At 64.2% G+C, this 19,507-nt stretch carries 18 protein-coding genes; 8 read left to right on the top strand and 10 right to left on the bottom strand.

Annotated elements, in window-relative coordinates; translation table 11 throughout:
• Positions 1-102: 102 nt before the first annotated feature.
• The 3 genes from R3F72_RS16480 to R3F72_RS16490 all read right to left on the bottom strand — a co-directional run bounded on the left by R3F72_RS16480 (position 103) and on the right by R3F72_RS16490 (position 5,154).
• Complete coding sequence (locus R3F72_RS16480; RefSeq protein WP_332780208.1) at positions 103-381, bottom strand: response regulator; 279 nt, start codon at positions 379-381, stop codon at positions 103-105.
• A gap of 2 nt (positions 382-383) precedes the next feature.
• Complete coding sequence (locus tag R3F72_RS16485; protein WP_332780209.1) at positions 384-3,713, bottom strand: ATP-binding protein; 3,330 nt, start codon at positions 3,711-3,713, stop codon at positions 384-386.
• Positions 3,714-3,870: 157 nt separating this feature from the next.
• Positions 3,871-5,154: an ISL3 family transposase gene (locus tag R3F72_RS16490; protein ID WP_045995197.1), complete on the bottom strand. Its 1,284-nt coding sequence runs from the start codon at positions 5,152-5,154 to the stop codon at positions 3,871-3,873.
• Between the two features lie 140 nt (positions 5,155-5,294).
• On the opposite strand from R3F72_RS16490, the gene R3F72_RS16495 reads away from it, so the two are divergent.
• Both R3F72_RS16495 and dmeF read left to right on the top strand, forming a co-directional pair.
• The gene (locus R3F72_RS16495; RefSeq protein WP_011589742.1) at positions 5,295-5,564 is read left to right on the top strand and encodes a metal/formaldehyde-sensitive transcriptional repressor; all 270 of its coding nucleotides are present in this window, start codon (positions 5,295-5,297) and stop codon (positions 5,562-5,564) included.
• 180 nt (positions 5,565-5,744) lie between these two features.
• Positions 5,745-6,713 (top strand): CDF family Co(II)/Ni(II) efflux transporter DmeF, encoded by a 969-nt coding sequence (gene dmeF, locus R3F72_RS16500; protein WP_332780210.1) that lies wholly within the window; start codon positions 5,745-5,747, stop codon positions 6,711-6,713.
• 157 nt (positions 6,714-6,870) lie between these two features.
• Here dmeF and R3F72_RS16505 read toward each other — a convergent pair whose 3' ends face one another.
• Both R3F72_RS16505 and R3F72_RS16510 read right to left on the bottom strand, forming a co-directional pair.
• Complete coding sequence (locus R3F72_RS16505; protein ID WP_332780211.1) at positions 6,871-7,080, bottom strand: hypothetical protein; 210 nt, start codon at positions 7,078-7,080, stop codon at positions 6,871-6,873.
• Between the two features lie 84 nt (positions 7,081-7,164).
• Entirely contained in the window at positions 7,165-8,025 is an 861-nt protein-coding gene (locus R3F72_RS16510; protein ID WP_087719985.1) for an ATP-binding protein, read from the bottom strand.
• Positions 8,026-8,301: 276 nt separating this feature from the next.
• On the opposite strand from R3F72_RS16510, the gene R3F72_RS16515 reads away from it, so the two are divergent.
• Entirely contained in the window at positions 8,302-8,925 is a 624-nt protein-coding gene (locus tag R3F72_RS16515) for a hypothetical protein (RefSeq protein ID WP_071229926.1), read from the top strand.
• 116 nt (positions 8,926-9,041) lie between these two features.
• The gene (locus R3F72_RS16520) at positions 9,042-9,848 is read left to right on the top strand and encodes a M48 family metallopeptidase (RefSeq protein WP_087720004.1); all 807 of its coding nucleotides are present in this window, start codon (positions 9,042-9,044) and stop codon (positions 9,846-9,848) included.
• A gap of 383 nt (positions 9,849-10,231) precedes the next feature.
• On the opposite strand, the gene aroE is transcribed toward R3F72_RS16520, so the two are convergent.
• The 3 genes from aroE to R3F72_RS16535 all read right to left on the bottom strand — a co-directional run bounded on the left by aroE (position 10,232) and on the right by R3F72_RS16535 (position 12,616).
• Positions 10,232-11,044, bottom strand: coding sequence for a shikimate dehydrogenase (gene aroE / locus R3F72_RS16525; RefSeq protein WP_332780212.1), 813 nt, complete (start codon positions 11,042-11,044; stop codon positions 10,232-10,234).
• Positions 11,041-11,973, bottom strand: coding sequence for an oxygen-dependent coproporphyrinogen oxidase (gene hemF, locus R3F72_RS16530; protein ID WP_332780213.1), 933 nt, complete (start codon positions 11,971-11,973; stop codon positions 11,041-11,043). The genes aroE and hemF overlap by 4 nt, the downstream gene beginning before the upstream one ends.
• Before the next feature lie 94 nt (positions 11,974-12,067).
• Complete coding sequence (locus R3F72_RS16535) at positions 12,068-12,616, bottom strand: L-threonylcarbamoyladenylate synthase (protein ID WP_303855996.1); 549 nt, start codon at positions 12,614-12,616, stop codon at positions 12,068-12,070.
• Between the two features lie 202 nt (positions 12,617-12,818).
• Between R3F72_RS16535 and R3F72_RS16540 the strand changes: the two genes are divergently transcribed.
• A complete protein-coding gene (locus R3F72_RS16540; RefSeq protein ID WP_332780214.1) occupies positions 12,819-13,658 on the top strand; it encodes a 5'-nucleotidase, lipoprotein e(P4) family in 840 nt (279 codons plus the stop codon).
• Between the two features lie 55 nt (positions 13,659-13,713).
• Here R3F72_RS16540 and dprA read toward each other — a convergent pair whose 3' ends face one another.
• Positions 13,714-14,886, bottom strand: coding sequence for a DNA-processing protein DprA (dprA, locus tag R3F72_RS16545; RefSeq protein ID WP_332780215.1), 1,173 nt, complete (start codon positions 14,884-14,886; stop codon positions 13,714-13,716).
• A 94-nt stretch (positions 14,887-14,980) separates the two neighbouring features.
• Positions 14,981-16,138: a LysM peptidoglycan-binding domain-containing protein gene (locus tag R3F72_RS16550; RefSeq protein ID WP_332780216.1), complete on the bottom strand. Its 1,158-nt coding sequence runs from the start codon at positions 16,136-16,138 to the stop codon at positions 14,981-14,983.
• A 189-nt stretch (positions 16,139-16,327) separates the two neighbouring features.
• On the opposite strand from R3F72_RS16550, the gene def reads away from it, so the two are divergent.
• The 3 genes from def to rsmB all read left to right on the top strand — a co-directional run bounded on the left by def (position 16,328) and on the right by rsmB (position 19,332).
• A complete protein-coding gene (gene def / locus R3F72_RS16555) occupies positions 16,328-16,834 on the top strand; it encodes a peptide deformylase (protein WP_303855989.1) in 507 nt (168 codons plus the stop codon).
• A gap of 135 nt (positions 16,835-16,969) precedes the next feature.
• Complete coding sequence (fmt, locus tag R3F72_RS16560) at positions 16,970-18,007, top strand: methionyl-tRNA formyltransferase (RefSeq protein ID WP_332780217.1); 1,038 nt, start codon at positions 16,970-16,972, stop codon at positions 18,005-18,007.
• Positions 18,004-19,332: a 16S rRNA (cytosine(967)-C(5))-methyltransferase RsmB gene (gene rsmB, locus R3F72_RS16565; protein ID WP_332780218.1), complete on the top strand. Its 1,329-nt coding sequence runs from the start codon at positions 18,004-18,006 to the stop codon at positions 19,330-19,332. The genes fmt and rsmB overlap by 4 nt, the downstream gene beginning before the upstream one ends.
• The last annotated feature ends 175 nt before the right edge of the window (positions 19,333-19,507 follow it).

A 19,507-nucleotide genomic window follows, 5' to 3' on the forward strand; every position in this document is an offset into this window, starting at 1 on the left:
GCGGGGAAATTTCAGCGTTTTGGCATTACTCAACAGCTATTCGCGCTGAAGAAGCCGATCCTGATAAGCGATGCCACCAGTCAGTACCTTCAGACCGCTCAATCAGCACCCTCGTGAATGAGGCGGGATGAACACTACCGGGATCGACTGCGTGGAGGGCTGTTCGCGGAGTTTTGCCAGGGTCGTGGGTCCGTCGATCCCCGGCATCATGACATCGAGCAGAACCAGATCCGGCTGCCACTCGTGGGCACGGGCGATTGCCGCCTGGCCATCGTCGCAGCTCGTGATCTCGAGTCCGCCGACGACCTCTAGCGCCAGCTTGGTCACTTCCTGAATCGAGATATCGTCCTCGACGTGCAAGATACGTTGAAGGGGTTTCATTTTCAGTGCTCGTTCTCCTGATCTTCGTCCGGCGGTGCACCGGCGCCATGAAGCTGGCGCTCGAAAGCTTCCCTCAATGCCTCGGCCGAAAGCCCCGGCTTGGCAATCGCCGTCTTCACGCGCCCCAGCAAGGTCGGCGCCAACGCTTCTTCGGACAGAATGACGACGGCCGGCTGCTGGACCAATTGACTCAACAGCGGAATCACCTCCCAGCCCGGGCCCCGCGAGGCCGTCAGATCCAGCGAAATCAATCCGTACTCATTGCTGTCGAGCAGATAGCGGGCTTCCTGCAGTGAACGGGCCACGTCCAGGGTCATGCTCGACGCGACCTGCCCGGCGACACGATGAGACAGTTCGGGGTCGCTTTCGATATGCAGGATGCGTTCGCGTGGCGGTCGCAGACTCAGCGAACTGCGAAGCACGCTCGACAGGCGCTGCTCATCGAAAGGCTTGACCAGCCAGTTCACCGCTTCCAGCCGACCGCCAATCTCCAGTTGCCCCTCCTCCGCGGTCGCCGATACCACCAGCACGGGAATGTCCCGGGTCTGCGGCTGCTCCCGCAACTGGCGCAGCAGCGTCAAGCCGTTACCGTCGGGCAGCATCAGGTCGAGGGTGATGGCGTCGAAGCTACGGCGCTCGAGCCATTTCATCGCATCGTTCATGGTATGCGCAACCTCGGCCCGATATCCCCAGTGCCGCACCAGCGTGGCCAGCAGCGCCGCCGTGTCCGGGTCGTCTTCCACGATCAGCAGCCTTGAACCGGAGAAACTGGCTTCGGCCGCTTCGTCGACCTCGTGGGTCGATACCTGATCCATGGCCTCTTGGGGCAGGTCGAAGCACGGCAGCTCGACGAAGAAGCAGGCGCCATGCCCCGGCTCCGAGAAGAAATTGATCGATCCGCGCATGCGCTCGACGAGCTCGCGGGTGATCGCGAGCCCAAGCCCGGTACCGCCCTGCTTTCGCGTGCTCGAGGCATCCGCCTGGGAAAATTTCTGGAAAATGCGCTCGTGGAACTCTTCGGGTATTCCCGGCCCGCTGTCGATCACGCTGATGCGAACGCGATCGGCGATTGACTCGACACGCACCTCGACCTGCGTCTCCGGCGGAGAGAATTTGGCAGCGTTGGAGAGCAGGTTGCTCATCACCTGCTGGAGACGCATGGCGTCGACATTGACCCCGGCGTCATCCAGCCGCTCGGTGATCACGAGCCTCGTGCGGAACTGGGCGGCATACGCCTGATTGGAATCGATGGCCTGATCGATCAGCGGCATCAGCGGCTGCTCCTGCATCTGGAACGCCATCTTGCCCGCCACCAGTTTCTCTATGTCGAGCAGGTCGTTGATCAGCAGAATCAGACGTTGCGCATTGTTGTGGGCCGTGACGAGCATACCCCGCATGGCTTCCGGCGGCGTTCCGAGGGCTCCGCCCTGGATCAGACCCAGCGCGCCGGAAATCGAGGTCAAGGGCGTGCGCAGCTCGTGGCTGACGGTGGAGATGAACTCGCTCTTGAGACTCTCGTCACGCTTGCGCGCGGTCACGTCATGCAGGAATCCGTGCCATATCGTTCCGCCATCGGACTCGCGCTCGGGGATGGACTGGCCGGAGAGCCAGATGAAATCACCATTGTCGCGGCGCACGCGATATTCGCAATTCCAGGGCGTCAGATCACGTTCCGACTCTTTGACCGTAAGAATCAAACGCTCGAGGTCGTCTTCGTGAACCAGCGCAAAAACCTGGGAGGCATCCGCCGCCGCTTCTTCCGGCGTCAAGCCGTAGAGCTCCTTGATGGCGTCACTGGCGTAGGGAAACGAGGGGCGACCCTCGGGATCCTGGCGATACTGATAGATCAGGCCGGGGGTCTGCGAGGCAATCTTGGTCAAGCGATGGCTCAATTCCTCGCGCGCCTCGATCTCCTTCCAGCGAGAGAGCGTGGACCCTACCCAGCGGGCCAACAACCTCACGAACTCCTGCTCGGCTTCGTCGAAAGAACTTTCCCGTACGGTATCACTGCTGAAACCGAGCGTGCCGTAACGCTGTCCGTTCACCCATAGTGGCGCGCCGATATAACCCTTGAACGCATGTACGACACGACAAGGATGCTCACCATGACCCGCCTCGTCGGCATCAGCGAATGCCACGACGTCATCGGCCTGGAGCGTAAACTCGCAGAACGTCTCCCGCACATCGAATGTCTGGCCTGATTTGAGGATACCGCCCGGGGAGTGTGCCGACTCGACGTGATAAATCCCGTTCTCGATATGGCTGACGATACCGAAGGGCATGCCGAGAAAGCGACAGCCTGCGTCGAGCGCGTGGTCGATGAGTTCGAGAAAGGACGTGTTCTGCAACGCGGCGATATCATTGAGCGTTTGCAGCGCCTCCTTCTGATTTTTCAGGCGCCGATGGCTCTCCATCATTGCATGACGGGTGACTCGTCGCGTTCCCCATAACAGGAATAGCAGACAGCTCTCGGCGATCAGCCATGCCACCCCCCAGCGTAACCAGGTGTCGACCACCAACGCATCGCGATGGTCGAGTTGCGCGGTAATATCTTTCCAGACCGCCACGGCGGTGACCGGTGTGCCGTCTTGGCTGCCGCTCGCCTGTAACGGTATCAGCGAAAGCAGATAGCCGGTGCCGTCCTCGTCGTGAACGACCCGATGAGCGGGCTCGCCTGGCTTCATGACGGGGAGATGCCCGGCGGTCAGCCATCGCTTGATCAGAGGCTGCCGGGCATCGCCGACCCACCACGCGCCTTCACCGCCCGGCGCGCCCGCTGGCAGCGCTGTATCCGACAAGCCCGAACCCGAAACGCCATGGCCCTGATCTTGGCCACGGCGGGCGTCTTCGACTGATACATCCCTATCTTGAATATCGACGTCCTGGGTATCGTGGAACAGTACGGCAACACCGCCACCCAGCTGCTCGCCGAGCTTTTCGACGTCAGTGATGACACCGAACTCGATCTCGAGCAGTCCCGATGCCTGCGGCTGCGTATCGCCACTCGAGGGCACCAGCACCGGCGCGACACCCGCGGTGGCAGCGCGATGGCCATCGCTGGCGACGCCGGCTTGCGCGCGCTGGGTCTGCAGTGCGCTCTGCGCCAGCCACCGACCGGCTTCCGGCGTATCATCGAAATGCTGGGGCGCCTGCATGCGCAGGAATGTGGTCAGTTCGCCTTGATGCTGGCGATAGACATTCAATGCCTCGGCGGAGCCATCCTGCAGCGACTGCCAGTAGGGCGAAAGCCGCGAGCGCAGTTGCTGACGCAGCTGATCCAGCTGCCCGGGCTCGCCGCTGTCGGCAGCGCGAGCCAGCAGCTCCCGTACCACGGGGTCGGCGGAGAGCGTCGAAGCGAGTAGTTGAACGCGTCGCTCCAGCCCGGCCCGGGAGGCGCGGATGGTGATTCCCTGTTCCTGCGACTGAAAGCGGGGTATACGGATTTAATGGTTGATGGGGCACCTTCACCCCACCAACCTGATACCACCCTCAGATGGTTGATAGATTGACCCCGTAGTTGAGTTCCTCTGCGAAGTCCGGCAGTCCGTAACCGATGGTGTAGAACGGAGAGACCTTCGCAGTCGGGGCCTTCTTCTTGTGCTTCGTGGTGTAGAGCATTCGTGCCCGCATCACCTCGAACGAGTAACCACGCCCTTCACGGTTCTTGTCCTTGGCCAGTCGGTTGATGGACTCCGTGTAAGCGTTGGTGACGGGCATGTCCGTCTCGAAGTAGGTCATGATCTCTTCGCGCCAGTTGCCCACTGCCCTGACCAGATCGCTCCAGACTTCCTTCTGGCCCTTTGGAATGGTGGCTATCCAGTCATCCAGGGCGGCTTCTGCCTGTGGCCGGGTGGTGGCGTTCCAGATGCCGTAGAAGCGTTCCTTGTGCTCGTAGGCGGCCAGCAGTTGCGGGAATGCGCCTGTCCAGGTCTCCATGATGAGTCGCTCCCGGTCTGAGACTTCGTGAGCGCGTTTCAGCAGGATTTTCCGGTCTCCTTTGAGGGTTCGGCTCTGGGAGGGTTTCAGCTCCTTTCTGAGGCCCTTGCGCACCTTCTCCAAGGCATCGTTGGCCATGCGCACCACATGGAACTTATCGACCACGATACGGGCCTGTGGCAGCACCGCCTTGACCGCTGCCCGGTAGGGGTTCCACATGTCCATGCTGACGATCTCGACCTTCTGCCGGTCTTTCAGCTTCATCAGGTAGTTGGTCACCACGTCCTGACGGCGGGTGGCCAGCAGGTCGAGCAGGGTTCGCTCCTCGATGTTGGTCAGGATGCAGCGGTAGCGCTTGTTCAGGTACAGCTCGTCGATGCCCAGAATGCGGGGCGTCTCGAAGCGGTGCCAGCGCCCCAGAAACTCGGCGCGGGCGTTGAAGATGTCACGTACCGTCTTCTCGTCCAAGCCGGTCTGTGCCGCCACAAAGGTGTAGGGGTGGTTGAAGGATTCCTTCTCCACGTATTCATGCAGCCGCAGCGTCATGCGGAAGCCGTCCACCATCTCCGGTAGCTGGGGCCTGAAGGTGGTCTTGCAGGCCCGGCAGGTGTACCGGCGGCGGACCACCCAGAGGGTGACCCGCTTGCCGTGGATGGGCAGATCACGATAGGGAACATCACGCTTGCCGAACCGCACGAACTCACCCTGCACGCCGCATTCCTCGCAGGCGATGGGATCGGGCGCGTCCACCTGGAAGTGCATTTCGTCGTCGGTGGATTTGCAGCCCAGCACCTGGTACTCAGGCAGGTGCAGGATGTTGTCGGGCATTTCGGTCATGCGGCGTGCTCCTTACGGCTGGCGAGTGTCACGTTGGTGAGCTTCACCTACCTCTCCTCTCTTGCAAACAAGCATACTACCCCCTAGTATTTATATACTACCCTCCAGTATAGTTTTTGGGCCACTAAAGAGACGACTGCATGCACACGATCAAAGACAAAGCGAAGCTATTAACCCGCGTTCGGCGCATTCAGGGGCAGACGGCCGCACTGGAAAGGCAGCTTGACGAGGAGGGCGACTGCACGGCCGTGCTGCAACAGATCGCCGCGATTCGTGGGGCGGTGAATGGACTGATGGCAGCCATCATTGAGGGGCACTTGACTGATCACGTCGTCAGGGAACCCGAGTTGGAGCAGCGGCAACAAGACTTGGAAGCGGTGCTGCAGGTCATCAAGTCCTACCTCAAGTAGAACATCACGAGCTACAGCGTGGGTACCCTAGCTGTAAGAGGCGAACTTTGGCAGTGATTTAATATCCGCGCCCCTGAAGTTCTTGCGGAACCGGAGCTGTTAGCAGGGCTTCGCCATCAATCGCCACCACTTTCATTGGTCTTGCTGACCATAATTTTTATCAACTCGGAGTATTACAGTATGCATGGTCACAGGCTCGAAGAATGGCAACACAATCATGTTTTTGGTCAAGATCGTAAAAAATCCGGTGAAATACGCTCACTGATCGTCGTCGCTCTAACTGTCGTCATGATGGTTTGGGAAATTCTGGCCGGTGTCTTATACGGTTCGATGGCCCTCCTGGCCGATGGCCTTCATATGGGCTCTCATGCTGTCGCTCTGGGTATTGCAGCCTTCGCCTATGCATACGCTCGCCGCAACGCAGGCAATACACAGTTCTCATTTGGCACCGGGAAGGTCAATGCGCTAGGCGGGTTCACCGGCGCGGTCCTGCTGGCAGGCTTCGCCCTGTATATGGTGATCGAAAGCATCGACCGCTTCATCCACCCGGTAGAAATTTCGTTCAATGGAGCTATTTTCGTCGCCGTCATCGGCTTGATCGTCAATGGAGTATCGGCCTGGATACTGGGCGGGGAAGACCACGACCACGGGCATGGGCATGGGCATGGGCATGGGCATGGGCATGGGCATGGGCATCATGATCATAACCGTCGAGCTGCCTACTTCCACGTACTCGCCGATGCCTTAACTTCTGTATTGGCGATTGCTGCCTTGCTGGCCGGAAAGTATGCGGGCTGGGACTGGATGGACCCGATCATGGGTATCGTCGGCGCGTTACTTATCACTCGCTGGTCATGGCATCTGTTGAAAGACACCTCCCGCGTGCTGCTTGATCAACAGCGCAGTGACTTGGAGCACGACGTCAGACATGCCATTGAGAGTGACGATGCACGAATCAGCGATCTGCACCTCTGGGCCATTGGTCCGAATATTCACGCCGCCATCGTCTCGGTCGTGTCGCATGACCCGGAGGCGCCTGCCGTCTACAAGCAGCGTATCCAGGCTCAGTGCCCGTCATTAGTACACATTACAGTCGAGCCACAGCGCTGTCTCACTGGTCCGGAGAATACCGGCTCCAGGATACGATGAGCTGATTGAGCGGGCTGGGCCGAAATAGTCGGTTTTGGTACGGGCGAGGGAGTTGCTCTGCATTCAGCTTGGCCTCGCCCTCTCTCCAAGCCATGTAAGTGTCATTGTCCATACACGTTCCAGGCTTTGTAGGTACCTTAATGGCCTGAGTGACATATCAACCAAGGAATCCGATGAAGTGGGGAGTTGTTACCTCCCCATGATACCCAGAGATCAACCAGATATTCCGGATACCCTGAAAGCGCAGATCCCGCTCGAAACCCAACTGGTCGTTGTGCAGCGCCTGTTGCAGCATCCGGCCGAAGAACAGCGTCAACAGCAGGATGCCCAGCAGGATCAGCCACATCGGCAAGCGCGATGCTTTCACCCGTTCCCCCCTCAATACGACAACGCTACCAGGACGGTAGCTCATGCTTTCGAATGAGGGTATCTCATTCTCGGGGGTGAAGGCTCAGCGAATAGCGCGAGAACCTATCCATTGACAGGCGAATTGCCACGCCGCCCGGCCGCTGCGCACGCCACGCAAGGTGGCATAGCGCACTGCTTCGGCGCGGGCCTCCTCGCTCCACGCGCCCTCGCCGGCCAGATGAGCGACCCAGTGCTGGCAGGTCTCGAGATAGGCCTGCTGACTGAACGGATGAAAGGCGAGCCACAGGCCGAAGCGATCCGACAGCGAGATCTTCTCTTCCACGGCATCGCCATGGTGGAGTTCGCCATCGACCAGGTGAGTTTCCTGGTTGTCGGCCATGGATTCCGGCAGCAGATGCCGACGGTTGGAGGTCGCGTACAGCAGCACGTTTTCCGGCGGCCCGGTCAGCGTGCCATCGAGCACGCTCTTCAATGCCTTGTAGGCATCGTCGCTGCCTTCGAAAGAGAGATCGTCGCAATAGACGACAAAGCGCTCTGGCCGGTCGCGCAGGCGCTGCACCAGGATCGGCAACGCCACCAGGTCGTGACGATCGACCTGAATCAAGCGCAGCCCTTCACCGGCCAGCGTGTTGAGCAAGGCACGAACCATCGAGGACTTGCCGCTGCCGCGCGCGCCCCACAGCAAGGCGTGGTTGGCAGGATAGCCCTTGAGGAAGGCGCGGGTGTTGTCGAGCAGGGCACGTTTCTGACGCTCGACGCCGATCAGATCATCGAGCCGAACCCCGTCGCGGGGCGATACCGCCACCAACTGCCCACCGAGCGGGTGAGACTGCCATAGCGCTGCGATATCGCGACTCCAGTCGACCGCTGGCGGCTGCTCCGGCAACCACCCCTCGACACGGTCCAGCAGGCGGCTCAAACGTAGCGCCAGATCACCATCCATCTTCCACTCTCCTCATTGACATTCACGATCGAGACCATACCGGCAACCTCATGAAACAGCGCTGAAGATCGTCATTCGTGACGATTGCGGATTGCCGGAAACAGCGTATCTTGTGCCGGTTGGTTCCGTGGGTCCAGTCGCGGGGGCTTTTACAGCCCCCCGGACACGGCGCTGGCCCGGCAGCGCGCCCCGGACTCGAGGCAGGATGTTTCCATGTCATCGCCGCTTCCCCCCCCCCCTTTTTTTCCGACCGCCACTAATTCAAGGAGAGAGGCGATGCCGTCTCGTTCCCGCCCGTTCATCGCGCTGATGTTGGTGTCCTTGCTGGGCGGTTGCCTGGCGCTGCCGCAGGTCGGCTTCATGCTGGGGCGGATCGCCCTTTCCTCGATGGGTGTCGAAAACGTCCGTATCGGGAACTACCACTTTTCGCCCGGCCTGGAAGACATCGACGAACTCACGCTCTTGAGCTCCGGACTTGCGCTGGCCGGCCTGCCGGTCAATATCGATCTTCCCCTCGCCATGACATTGCCCGCCAGCGCGCCGCCGATCGAGCTGCAGGGCTTCGATTGGCAGTTGCAGGTGCCGGGCGCCGAACCCGCCAGCGGCGAAGTCGACGAGCCGATCCAGTTGCAGGGCGGTGAACCGGCCACTGTCACGCTTCCCGTGGCACTCGAACCGGCCGGTATCGATGCCCTGGCTTCCCGCGCCGAGCGCGTCTCGTCGCTGCTTTCGCTCGCCCGCCAGCTCAGTCGTCGCGGCGAACTGCCGGCAGGCAGCCAGCTGTCGCTGACACCGACCTTGCCCGCAGCGCTCGACGGCATCGTCACCGCACCGACACTGATCCTCGACATCGGCGAGCAGACCACGTCCGCACCAGATACCGTGCCGGTGGACGGTTGACCGCCCCGACAGGCCGGGTATCTTGTGCCAATCGATGACCCGTCTCGGCCAACCACCCCGACAACATACGATTCAGGCAGATCTTGGAGACCATCATGGAAGATTCGAAGCCTCTCATGTCAGGAAAACCTTCGCGCCGGGTGATCGGCGCCCTCGGCCTTGCCGCGCTGCTCAGCGCCTGCAGCACGTCGCCGCTGGGGCGCAACCAGCTGGCGTTCTACTCCGACGATGAGTTGGCTCAGATGGGCGAGCAGAGTTTCGCGCAGTACGAGCAGGAGCTGCCCACGGTCAGCGGTGCCCAGGCAACCTACGTGCAGTGCGTGGCCAAGGCGATCACCGCCGAAGTGCCCGCCAGCGCCGGCATCTCCGAGTGGGAAGTGAAGGTGTTCAAGGACGATACCGCCAACGCCTTCGCCTTGCCCGGCGGCTACATCGGCGTCAACACTGGCCTGCTCGATGTCGCCACCAACCAGGATCAACTCGCCGCGGTCATCGGCCATGAAGTCGGCCACGTGCTGGCACACCACGCCAACGAGCGGGTCTCCACCCAGGCCGCGACGCAGAGCGGGCTTTCGATACTGCAGACCGTTGCCGGCCTCGAAGGCGCGGGGGGCGAGCAGGTCATGGGGCTGTTGGGCGCCGGGGCGCAGTATGGCGTCATCCTGCCCTTCTCGCGCAAGCAGGAGTCGGAAGCGGATCTGGTAGGGCTGGACCTGATGGCCGATGCCGGCTTCGACCCCAGCGCCAGCCTCCAGCTGTGGCAGAACATGTCAGCCAACAGTCAGGGCGAACCGCCGGCCTGGATGTCCACCCACCCCAGCAACAGCCAGCGCATGGAAGGTTTGAATGAGCGGCTCAACGAAGCCCAGCCACGCTATGAGCAGGCCAGGGCCGAGGGCAAACGACCCAGCTGCAAGGTTTAACGTTCCACCTGTCGGCATTTGCGGGACAGGTTGCTGGCAGGTAGAACCGATAGGCTTGAATCAGCCACCCAATGACGCCTTCCAGATGGCGCTGGACGACGATCGCCCGTGCCGGGTCTTGCGTCATGGATGACGCAAGAGGCGCGTTGGGCAGGCAGAAAATTGCTCCTGCATTTTCTGCATTTCCGCCATCCATGGCGGTCAGATACCCTTTCGCGCCGACCCGAGCGCGGGCGATTGGCGTTCAGAGTTTCGCCGTCTGTGGCGTCACAAAAGGGGAGCGCGAGGGGCTTGCCCCTCGCAATCACGAGCAAGAGGGTCGTTAAGACTCGGACAGTAGTAAGCTGACTCTGCTGGAATTCGTTGCCTTGCCGAAACTCAAGTTACAGCTCGCGCCGCAGTAACTCCCGCAGCGGTACGGTATCCGGGCGCACCTGACGCCACAGCCAGAAGGATTCCGCGGCCTGCTCGATCAGCATGCCGAGCCCGTCGACCGACCGCGCGCCCTGCTCGGCCGCCCAGCGCAGAAACACGGTCGGTTCGGCGGCATACATCATGTCGTAGGCCAGCCCCTCGGCAGTGAAAAGCGCCGCTGGCAGTGGCGGCAGATCGCCGGCCAGGCTGGCGCTGGTGGCGTTGATCACCAGATCGAACGGCCCCGCCACGTCATCGAAACCGCATCCGGACACCTCGCCCTTGTCGGCAAACAGCGCCGCCAGCGCCTCGGCCTTGGCCACGGTGCGGTTGGCGACCGTCAGCGATGCGACACCGGCTTCTAGCAGCGGCTCGATCACGCCACGCGACGCGCCCCCGGCGCCGAGCAGCAACACACGAGCGCCCACCAGCGGCGCGGCATGAGCCTCGAGATCCCGAACCAGCCCCACACCGTCGGTGGTATCGCCGTAAAGCTTGCCATCGCGACCCAACATCAACGTATTCACCGCCCCGGCCAGTCTGGCCCGTGGCGAGAGCACTTCCGCCAGCGCGAAGGCCTCCTGCTTGAACGGCACCGTCACGTTGGCGCCCCGGCCGCCGGCTGCGACGAAGGCACCCCAGGCCCCCGCGAAATCCGCGACCGGCGCTTCGATCGCAGTGTAGTCGATGGCTTCGCCGGTCTGCTCGGCGAACGCGGCATGGATTCGCGGCGATTTGGAATGCCCGATGGGATGGCCGAAAACGGCGTAGCGGTCGGTCATGTCGGCAGGTGTTCCTCCGGTGTATTCAGCCAGTCACGGGGCTGGAGATAGGCGAGCAGCCGAGCCTCTTCGGAATCGGGCTGCGGCGCCCACTGGTACTGCCAACGGGCCAGTGGCGGCATCGACATCAGAATCGACTCGGTGCGCCCGCCGCTCTGCAGGCCGAACAGGGTACCGCGGTCCCACACCAGATTGAACTCGACGTAGCGACCGCGTCGATAGGACTGGAATTCCCGCTCGCGCTCGCCGAACGGCGTATCGCGCCGGCGCTGGGCGATCGGCCCGAAGGCATCGACGAAGCTGTCGCCGATCGAGCGCTGGAAGGCGAAGCACTCCTCGAACGGCCATTCGTTGAGATCATCGAAGAACAGCCCGCCGACCCCACGGGTCTCGTCACGATGCTTGAGGAAGAAATAGTCGTCGCACCAGGCCTTGAAGCGGGGGTAGACCGCTTCGCCGAAGGGATCGCAGGCCGCCTTGGCAACCCGATGCCAATGCTGGACATCCTCGAGATAGGGATAGTAGGGCGTCAGGTCGTAGCCGCCGCCGAACCACCATACCGGCTCCTCGCCCGGCTTGTCGGCGATGAAGAAACGCACGTTGCCGTGGACGGTCGGCACGTGCGGATTGCGTGGGTGCAGCACCCAGGAGACGCCGACCGCATGGAAGCTCCGACCCGCCAGTTCGGGGCGCGCCGCGGTTGCCGAAGGCGGCAGTTTCTCGCCGTAGACGTGGGAAAAATTGACGCCCCCTTTCTCGAACAGCGCGCCCTCTTCGATCACCCGCGACCGTCCGCCACCGCCTTCGGGGCGATCCCAGGTCTCCTCGCGGAAGCGTTCCCCGCCATCGAGCTCGGCCAGCGATTCGCAGAGCCTGTCCTGCAGGGTGAGCAGATAGTCCTTGACGCGTTCGAGATGCGGATGTGCCACGGTCGTCGTTCCTTCAGGTCGGGAGAGTGAGCGTCCAGAGTCGTGAAAATCCGGAGCGTGAAGCGAGAAAATGTCGCTGGGTAAAGGTGGTCTCTCAGGCGCGCAGCACCTCGTTGGTCATCAGGTCGCGAATGGTGCTCGGCCGATCGCGCCCGCCAAGCGGGCCTTCCACCACCGCGTCCAGCGCCTCGCCGAACGTCTCGCGCACCTGTGACGCACTCATTGCCGGCGGTTCGCCGGCCCGGTTGGCCGACGTCGACACCAGCGGGCCGCCCCAGGCCGCGCACAGCGCCTGGACCAGCGGATGATCGCTGACGCGAACCGCCAGCGTGGAATGGCTTCCTCGCAGCAGCGGCGCGGCCCGGCCATTGTCGGGGATCAACCAGGTATTGGGGCCGGGCCAGCTAGCGGCGAGACGCGCCATCGCATCGTCGTCGACGCCTTCGAGCCACGCCGCGAGCTGACGGATATCCCCGGCGATCAGGATCAGCCCCTTCTCGCTGGCCCGGCCCTTGAGGGCGATCAACGCGCTCAGCGCCCGTTCGTCATCCGGGTCGCACCCCAGCCCCCAGACCCCTTCGGTGGGATAGGCGATGATGCCGCCGCGCCGGAGCGCCGCAACGGCTGCTGCAAAGTCCTGCATGATCTCGATCCTTCTTTCCGCGAGCCGACCTGCCGCTGGATATGGGCTAAATTCTACCATGCCCGAACGACGCCCGGCCGTGCCTCAACGTCGCACCCCGCCCCGTATCCGGCGTGGCAAGTGCGACTATTGCCCGCCCTGTCGAGCCGTCCGGAATACATGCCAACAAGACGAAGCCAACAAGACGACAAGGAACCTGACCATGCCCCGTTCACCGCTCTCCTTATCCCTGCTCTCGCTGACGCTGGCCGGCGGCCTCACTGCCTGTGCCCAGCAACCCGCGCAACCGCCAGCCCCGAAGGTCTCCCTCTCCGACGAACTGGTGATGGCAACGGTGTGGATGCAATCTTCCGGCGAATACGCCGCGCTCAGCCATCAGGCCTTCAACCTGGCCCGCATGAATCTGGATCGCGCCCTTTCCGCCCCCGGAACGAGCGGGCAGCGCCCACCGGCGATCGTCGTCGATGTCGATGAAACCGTGCTCGACAACTCGCCCTACGAGGCGTGGCTGATCGCCAATGACGAGAACTACGCCAGCGAAAGCTGGCACCAGTGGGTGGAGAAAGCCAGCGCGGTACCGATGCCGGGCGCCAAGCCGTTTCTGGACTACGCGGCATCGCACGGGGTCGAGATCTTCTACATCACCAACCGCCGCGACAGCGAAGCCGAGCCGACGCTGCGCAACCTGCAGCGGGTCGGCTTTCCCGATGCCGACGACGAGCATCTGCTGCCGCGCAGCGACTCCGGCGACAAGACACCACGGCGTCAGCGCGTATCGCAGTCGCACTGGGTCGTGCTGCTGATGGGCGACAACCTCGGCGACTTCTCCGCCGGCTTCGACCGCGATACCGCCGCCGCCCGCAGGGCCGCCGTCAACGCCCAGGCCAATGCCTTCGGCAGCCGCTACATCATGCTGCCCAATCCGGCCTACGGTGCCTGGGAAGAAGCGATCTACGGCGGCGACTGGAGCCTGAGCGACGAGGAGAAATCGCGGGCTCGCCGCAATCATCTGAAAGTGTGGGGAGGGCCGGCCGGCGAGTAGGCGCATCCGCCGCGCCGCGTGGCGGCCCCGATCCCGTTAGAGATGACGCAGGGCGTCAGCCCCCTCTTCTGACCCAACCGCCGGTGGTCTGGGCCGCCCAGCCGTCGAGTTCGAGTTCGAGCAGCCCCAGCTGTATATTGGCCACCGGCTGCCCGGTCAGTTCGACCAGCAGATCCACCGGCGTCGGCGCGTCGCTGAGCGCCGCCAGCAAGGGCGAGTCGGGAGCGGCAGACGCGACGCCGGGTAACGACGGATTCGCCGCGATCCGTGGCGATGACGGCGAGAATTGGCTCGACTCGGCATGCGCTGTCGGGAGAACGCCAGACGCCGGCACCTGCCAGGCGGCAAGGTCGTCGAGAATGTCGTCGACGTGGCGAACCAGCGCCGCCTCGCCCTGGCGGATCAAGCGCAGACAGCCCGTCGACTGCGGGTTGTGAATCGAGCCCGGGATCGCGAAAACCTCCCGGTCCTGCTCCAGCGCCAGGCGCGCGCTGACCAGGGAACCGCTCTTCTCGGCCGCCTCCACCACCAGCACGCCCTGAGATAGCCCCGTGATCAGACGGTTACGCCGCGGGAAGAAGCGGGGATGGGCTCGGGTCGTGGGCGGATGCTCGGACAGCAGCAAGCCCTGCCCCGCCAGCAGCTCCCGGTACAGCGAGGCATGGCGCGGCGGATAGATCACATCCACGCCACAGCCGAGCACGCCGATGGTGGCGCCGCCGGCCTGCAACGCCGCTCGCTGGGCGGCGCCGTCGATGCCCAGAGCCATGCCGCTGGCGATGCAGAATCCTTTCGCAACGAGATCCCGGGCGAAACGCGTGGCGTTGTCCTGGCCTTCCCGCGTGGGTCGTCGGGTACCGACGACCGCCATGGCGGGGCGATTCAGCACCTCGAGATCACCCTTGGCCCACAGCACCGTCGGCGGGTCCGGCAGTTGAGTCAGCAGGTCGGGCCATGCCGGATGTCCGGGATGGAGAAGATGATGGCGGGCATCGGCCCGCTCCCACTCGAGCGCGGCATCGACCGCGGGCGTAAGCGGGCTGCGCGCGGGATGGTCCAGCCACAGACGCAGCGGTTGGGCCAGATTCGCGGGTAGCGCCGCCAGCCATCCCTGGGGCCAGTGCAGGTCGTCGCCCTCCCGCCAGCGGCGCAGCAGCGGTGCCAGTCTGGCCGGCCCCAGTCCCGGCAGGGCATCCAGTGCCAGCCAGTCGCGTAGTCCCGGCGTCATGATCCCCCCTCATCCACGGCGTGACCGACCGCTCGCCAGACGGCTTCCATCCACGACGCCCCGATCCACGACGCCCGGATCGGCGTGGTACCGATCAAGACGCACCTCCGCTGGCTACGACTTCTCGGAGATCGCTCGGCACCACGAGTCGATCGCCCACCGCCAGCGCCTGCGAGGCGCGCATCACCAGGGCGTAGCTGAGATGCTCGAAGACCCGGAACACCATCACGGCGCCGGCCTCGGTATCCGGCAGTGTCACCCACTCGTCGCGAACATCGTCGTGCACGCGCTCGCCCTGGCGCATCACCTGCAGCACATGACCCGTCTCGAGCCCGTCGGCGCTGCCGCGATCGATCGCCACGATGTCATGACGGCCGATGAAGCGCACACCGTCCGGCACGGAAAGAATGGTTGCCACGACCGGTGTTTCAGGCACCTTCGGCTGGAACTGCGTCGCGATGCCGCCTTCGTCCAGCGCCAGCAGATAGTCGCCATTGCGAATCTCCTGTACCGCATCCAGCACCTTCAGCTCGCCGACGCCATCGACGTTCCGCCGCACCCGCGCGTGACCGAGGCGGTGAAGCTCCAGCCCCAGCGACCTCGCCCCCGAGCCCTGCCCTTCCGACTCGGACGACATGGGCGCACGGTAATCACTGCCCGGACGATAGATGCCCAGCGTGGTGCCCGCCGGCAGCCGGCCATGGGCATAGAGCGTATCGCCAGCGCCGCTCAACAATCGCTGGGCCTGGCCGGCGACCACCGTCGGCGCGTCGGCCAGCACGTCGGGATCGACGATCTGATAGGACTCGAGAAAGACCCGGATGCGATCCAGCGGCAGGCTGGGCACTGCCTCCCGGGCCGGCGCGCGGCGCACGCTGGGAGAGAGCCGAACCGTATCGCCTCGCCCGCGCTCCAGGGCAAGATGCGGGGCGCCATCGGTCGCCACCAGCCGAATCACGTCACCCGGATAAAGCTGCCGTGGCGAAGCCACCTGCGGGTTGCGTTGCCATAGCGCCTGCCACTGCCACGGCGAATCGAGAAAGCGCGCCGCAATGCTCCACAGCGTGTCACCCTCGCGAACCGTGTAGCTGGCCGGCGCATCCGCTTTCAGCGACAACGGCTCCTGAACCGACAGCGCCCACACCGGGGTCGGCGAAGCGGCCAGTAGACCCAGGCCACCAACCAGCAGCAGCCGTCCCGCCACGGCGCGGCAACGGGAGCGGCACGCTCGCCAACCATCCAAACTGATCATTGCTGTTGTCATCCCCAAGGTGGGCCATAGACGTCTTCCCCTATAGATCGGCGCCGGCAGGACGGACTTGAGGGCGCATCCCGTCGACGGCGTGCGCCACGCGGCCTCGGCACAGCGGTTTCCCCGTCGGCGCTGGCGCTCTACAATAGGCAGATCACGTCACTCATGCCGATAGGCACGCAAACGAATATGGCCATCAGAACCATTCTCCAATATCCCGATCCGCGCCTTCGTACCAAGGCAGCGCCGGTCGCCCAGGTCGACGACGAGATCCGCACGCTGGTCGACGACATGCTGGAAACCATGTACGACGCCTCCGGTATCGGCCTGGCCGCCACGCAGATCGACATCCACCAGCGCGTGATCGTCATGGACGTCAGCGACGATCGCAACAGCCCGCTGGTGCTGATCAACCCGACCTACGAACCGCTGGACGACGAACGCGAGCCGCTGCAGGAAGGCTGCCTGTCGATCCCCGACTACTACGCCGAGGTGCCGCGGGCACTGCGCGTCCATCTCAAGGCGACCGATCGCGACGGCAACGCCTACGAGCTGGATGCCGACGGCCTGCTGGCTCACTGCATCCAGCACGAGTGCGATCATCTCGAGGGCGTACTGTTCGTCGACTATCTGTCGCCGCTGAAGCGCGACCGGATTCTCAAGAAGATGCAGAAGCGCCAGAAACAGGACGCCTGATCGCCCGTCGCGTCATCTTCAGGCTTTCGAAGGCCGGCCGTCCCCGCGACGCCGGCCTTTCGTCATTGCTCTTCAGGGTTTACCTACTGCAGGCATCAATCATCCTCAGGCATTCACTCGTCAGGAACGTATCGAATGAGTCACTGTGTTGAAGGGCAGCCGCTGCGTATCGTCTTTGCCGGCACGCCGGATTTCGCGGCCGAGAGCCTCAAGGCCGTGCTCGCCTCCCGCCATCAGGTCGTCGGAGTCTACACGCAGCCGGACCGCCCCGCCGGCCGTGGCCGCAAGCTCACGCCCAGCCCGGTCAAGCGCCTGGCACTCGAGCATGAACTGCCGGTGGAACAGCCGCTCAGCCTTAAGGACGAAGAGACCCAGCGGCGGCTGGCCGAATTCGAGGCCGATGTCATGATCGTCGTTGCCTACGGCCTGTTGCTGCCGCAGGCGGTGCTCGACATTCCCCGGCTGGGCTGTCTCAACGTGCACGCATCGCTGTTGCCGCGCTGGCGCGGCGCAGCGCCGATCCAGCGCGCCATCGAGGCGGGCGACAGCGAGAGCGGCATCACCCTGATGCAGATGAATGCCGGTCTCGACACTGGCGACATGCTGCTGATCAAGCGCACCGCCATCGACGACACCACGACCGGCGGCGACCTCCATGACCGCCTCGCCGCACTGGGTGGAGAAACCCTGGTCGAGGGCCTCGACGCGCTGGCCGAACAAGGCCTGACCGCCACACCTCAACCGCAGGACGGCGTGACCTACGCCAGCAAGCTCTCCAAGCCGGAGGCGGAGCTGGACTTCCGCCAGCCGGCGACGGCGCTATCGCGCCGGATTCGCGCCTTCAACCCCTGGCCGGTGGCCTGGACGCGCCTTGAGGGCGAGCCGCTGCGGCTGTGGTTCGCGATGCCGGAAGCCGAAGCCGGCGACAGAGACATCGAGCCAGGCACGCTGCTCGAACCTGCCGCGGATGCCTTGCGGATCGCCTGTGGCGAGAATGGCCGCGAGGTCCTGCGGGTGACGAAGCTGCAGATGCCCGGCGGCAAACCGCTCGCGGCGCGCGACCTGCTCAATGCCAACCATCCCCGTCTCGGCCCCGGCCAATGTTTCGGTCGGAGTTCCGACCAGAGCATCGGCCGCGCCCCCGACCAGCCCTCCAAGGAAACCGACCGATGAACCCTGGCGATACCCGCGCGTTTGCCGCGCAACGGCTGGTGCCGGTCCTGAACGGCAAGGGCTCGCTGTCGAGCCTGGACGCCGAGCTGGCCTCCAGCGCGATCAAGGAGCGCGACCGCGGCTTCGTCAAGGCGCTCTGCTTCGGTGTCTGCCGCGCGCATCCGCGCCTGGACGCGCTCGCCAGCCAACTGTTGCGCCAACCGATGAAACAGCGCGATACCGACATCCAGGCGCTGCTGCTCATCGGCCTGTACCAGATTCTGCACATGCGCGTGCCGCCCCATGCCGCCGTCAGCGAGACGGCCGGCGCCGCCCGCGCCCTCGGCAAGCCGTGGGCGACTCGCGTGCTCAACGGCTGCCTGCGCCGGTTCCAGCGCGAATCGGTGGCGTTGCAGGCCAAGGTCGATCGGGATGCGCCGGTGGCGCTGTGGCACCCGGACTGGCTGCTGCTCGAATTCCGCGATGCCTGGCCAGACGCCTGGCGGGCAATCTGCGAGGCCAACAACGAAGCCGGACCGATGACCCTGCGCGTCAATCGCCGCCACGCTTCCCGCGAGGCGTACCTGCAGCGCCTCGAAACGGCAGGGCTCGATGCAGCACCCTGCCGCTTCGCCGAGGATGGCATTCAGTTGGAAACGCCCTGCGACGTGACCCAGTTGCCCGGCTTCGCCGAGGGTGACGTCAGCGTTCAGGACGAATCCGCCCAGCTCTGCGCCGACCTGCTGACGCCAGCGCTCGCGGGCGACGACCGTCAGCGGGTCCTCGACGCCTGCGCCGCCCCCGGCGGCAAGACGGCGCACCTGCTCGAACGTTTCGATGTGGATCTTACCGCGCTGGACGTCGACCCGACTCGCCTGCAGCGTGTCGCGTCGACCCTTCAGCGCCTCGGGCTGGAAGCCACGCTCCACGCGGCCGACGCCAGCGATCCGGCCGCCGACGAACGCTGGTGGGACGGCCAGCCGTTCGATGCCATCCTGCTCGATGCGCCCTGCTCCGGCACGGGAGTCATCCGGCGTCACCCGGACATCAAGCTCGCCCGTCGCCACAGCGACGTCGCCGAACTGGCCGCGCTCCAGGCACGCCTGCTCGACGCCTTGTGGCCCAAACTCGCGCCGGGCGGCACCCTGCTCTACGCCACCTGCTCGGTACTGCCGGTGGAGAACGCCGCCCAGATCGAGGCGTTTCTCTCGCGCACGCCGGATGCCGTCGCCGACATGCCCGACGAACTCGACTGGGGCCAGGCGGCGGACCACGGCCGACAGTTGCTGCCCACCCCGGCCGGCCACGACGGCTTTTTCTACGCCCGCCTGCGCAAGCGCGCCTGAGTCGCTGTCTCGCTGCGGCACCGTTTTGTTCGCAGCGGCACCGTTCTGTTCCACCTCGTTCCCCCGGTTATTCCGATGAGCGGGCCGGGCGGATGACCAGCCATACCGGGGCTACGCAACGCCCCGGTGTGCAGCCGGGGCGTCGCGATGGCGGGCCGGCTTGCGACATTCCCGC

The organism is Salinicola sp. 4072, from assembly GCF_036663415.1.
GTDB lineage: Bacteria > Pseudomonadota > Gammaproteobacteria > Pseudomonadales > Halomonadaceae > Salinicola > Salinicola salarius_A.

What these genes read in the sequence shown, in the direction of transcription:
- R3F72_RS16480 (WP_332780208.1), bottom strand. Translation starts at nt 381, where the DNA reads ATGAAACCCCTTCAACGTATCTTGCACGTCGAGGACGATATCTCGATT.
- R3F72_RS16490 (WP_045995197.1), bottom strand. Translation starts at nt 5,154, where the DNA reads ATGACCGAAATGCCCGACAACATCCTGCACCTGCCTGAGTACCAGGTG.
- R3F72_RS16495 (WP_011589742.1), top strand. Translation starts at nt 5,295, where the DNA reads ATGCACACGATCAAAGACAAAGCGAAGCTATTAACCCGCGTTCGGCGC.
- dmeF (WP_332780210.1), top strand. Translation starts at nt 5,745, where the DNA reads ATGCATGGTCACAGGCTCGAAGAATGGCAACACAATCATGTTTTTGGT.
- R3F72_RS16510 (WP_087719985.1), bottom strand. Translation starts at nt 8,025, where the DNA reads ATGGATGGTGATCTGGCGCTACGTTTGAGCCGCCTGCTGGACCGTGTC.
- R3F72_RS16515 (WP_071229926.1), top strand. Translation starts at nt 8,302, where the DNA reads ATGCCGTCTCGTTCCCGCCCGTTCATCGCGCTGATGTTGGTGTCCTTG.
- R3F72_RS16520 (WP_087720004.1), top strand. Translation starts at nt 9,042, where the DNA reads ATGTCAGGAAAACCTTCGCGCCGGGTGATCGGCGCCCTCGGCCTTGCC.
- aroE (WP_332780212.1), bottom strand. Translation starts at nt 11,044, where the DNA reads ATGACCGACCGCTACGCCGTTTTCGGCCATCCCATCGGGCATTCCAAA.
- R3F72_RS16535 (WP_303855996.1), bottom strand. Translation starts at nt 12,616, where the DNA reads ATGCAGGACTTTGCAGCAGCCGTTGCGGCGCTCCGGCGCGGCGGCATC.
- R3F72_RS16540 (WP_332780214.1), top strand. Translation starts at nt 12,819, where the DNA reads ATGCCCCGTTCACCGCTCTCCTTATCCCTGCTCTCGCTGACGCTGGCC.
- dprA (WP_332780215.1), bottom strand. Translation starts at nt 14,886, where the DNA reads ATGACGCCGGGACTACGCGACTGGCTGGCACTGGATGCCCTGCCGGGA.
- R3F72_RS16550 (WP_332780216.1), bottom strand. Translation starts at nt 16,138, where the DNA reads ATGATCAGTTTGGATGGTTGGCGAGCGTGCCGCTCCCGTTGCCGCGCC.
- def (WP_303855989.1), top strand. Translation starts at nt 16,328, where the DNA reads ATGGCCATCAGAACCATTCTCCAATATCCCGATCCGCGCCTTCGTACC.
- fmt (WP_332780217.1), top strand. Translation starts at nt 16,970, where the DNA reads ATGAGTCACTGTGTTGAAGGGCAGCCGCTGCGTATCGTCTTTGCCGGC.
- rsmB (WP_332780218.1), top strand. Translation starts at nt 18,004, where the DNA reads ATGAACCCTGGCGATACCCGCGCGTTTGCCGCGCAACGGCTGGTGCCG.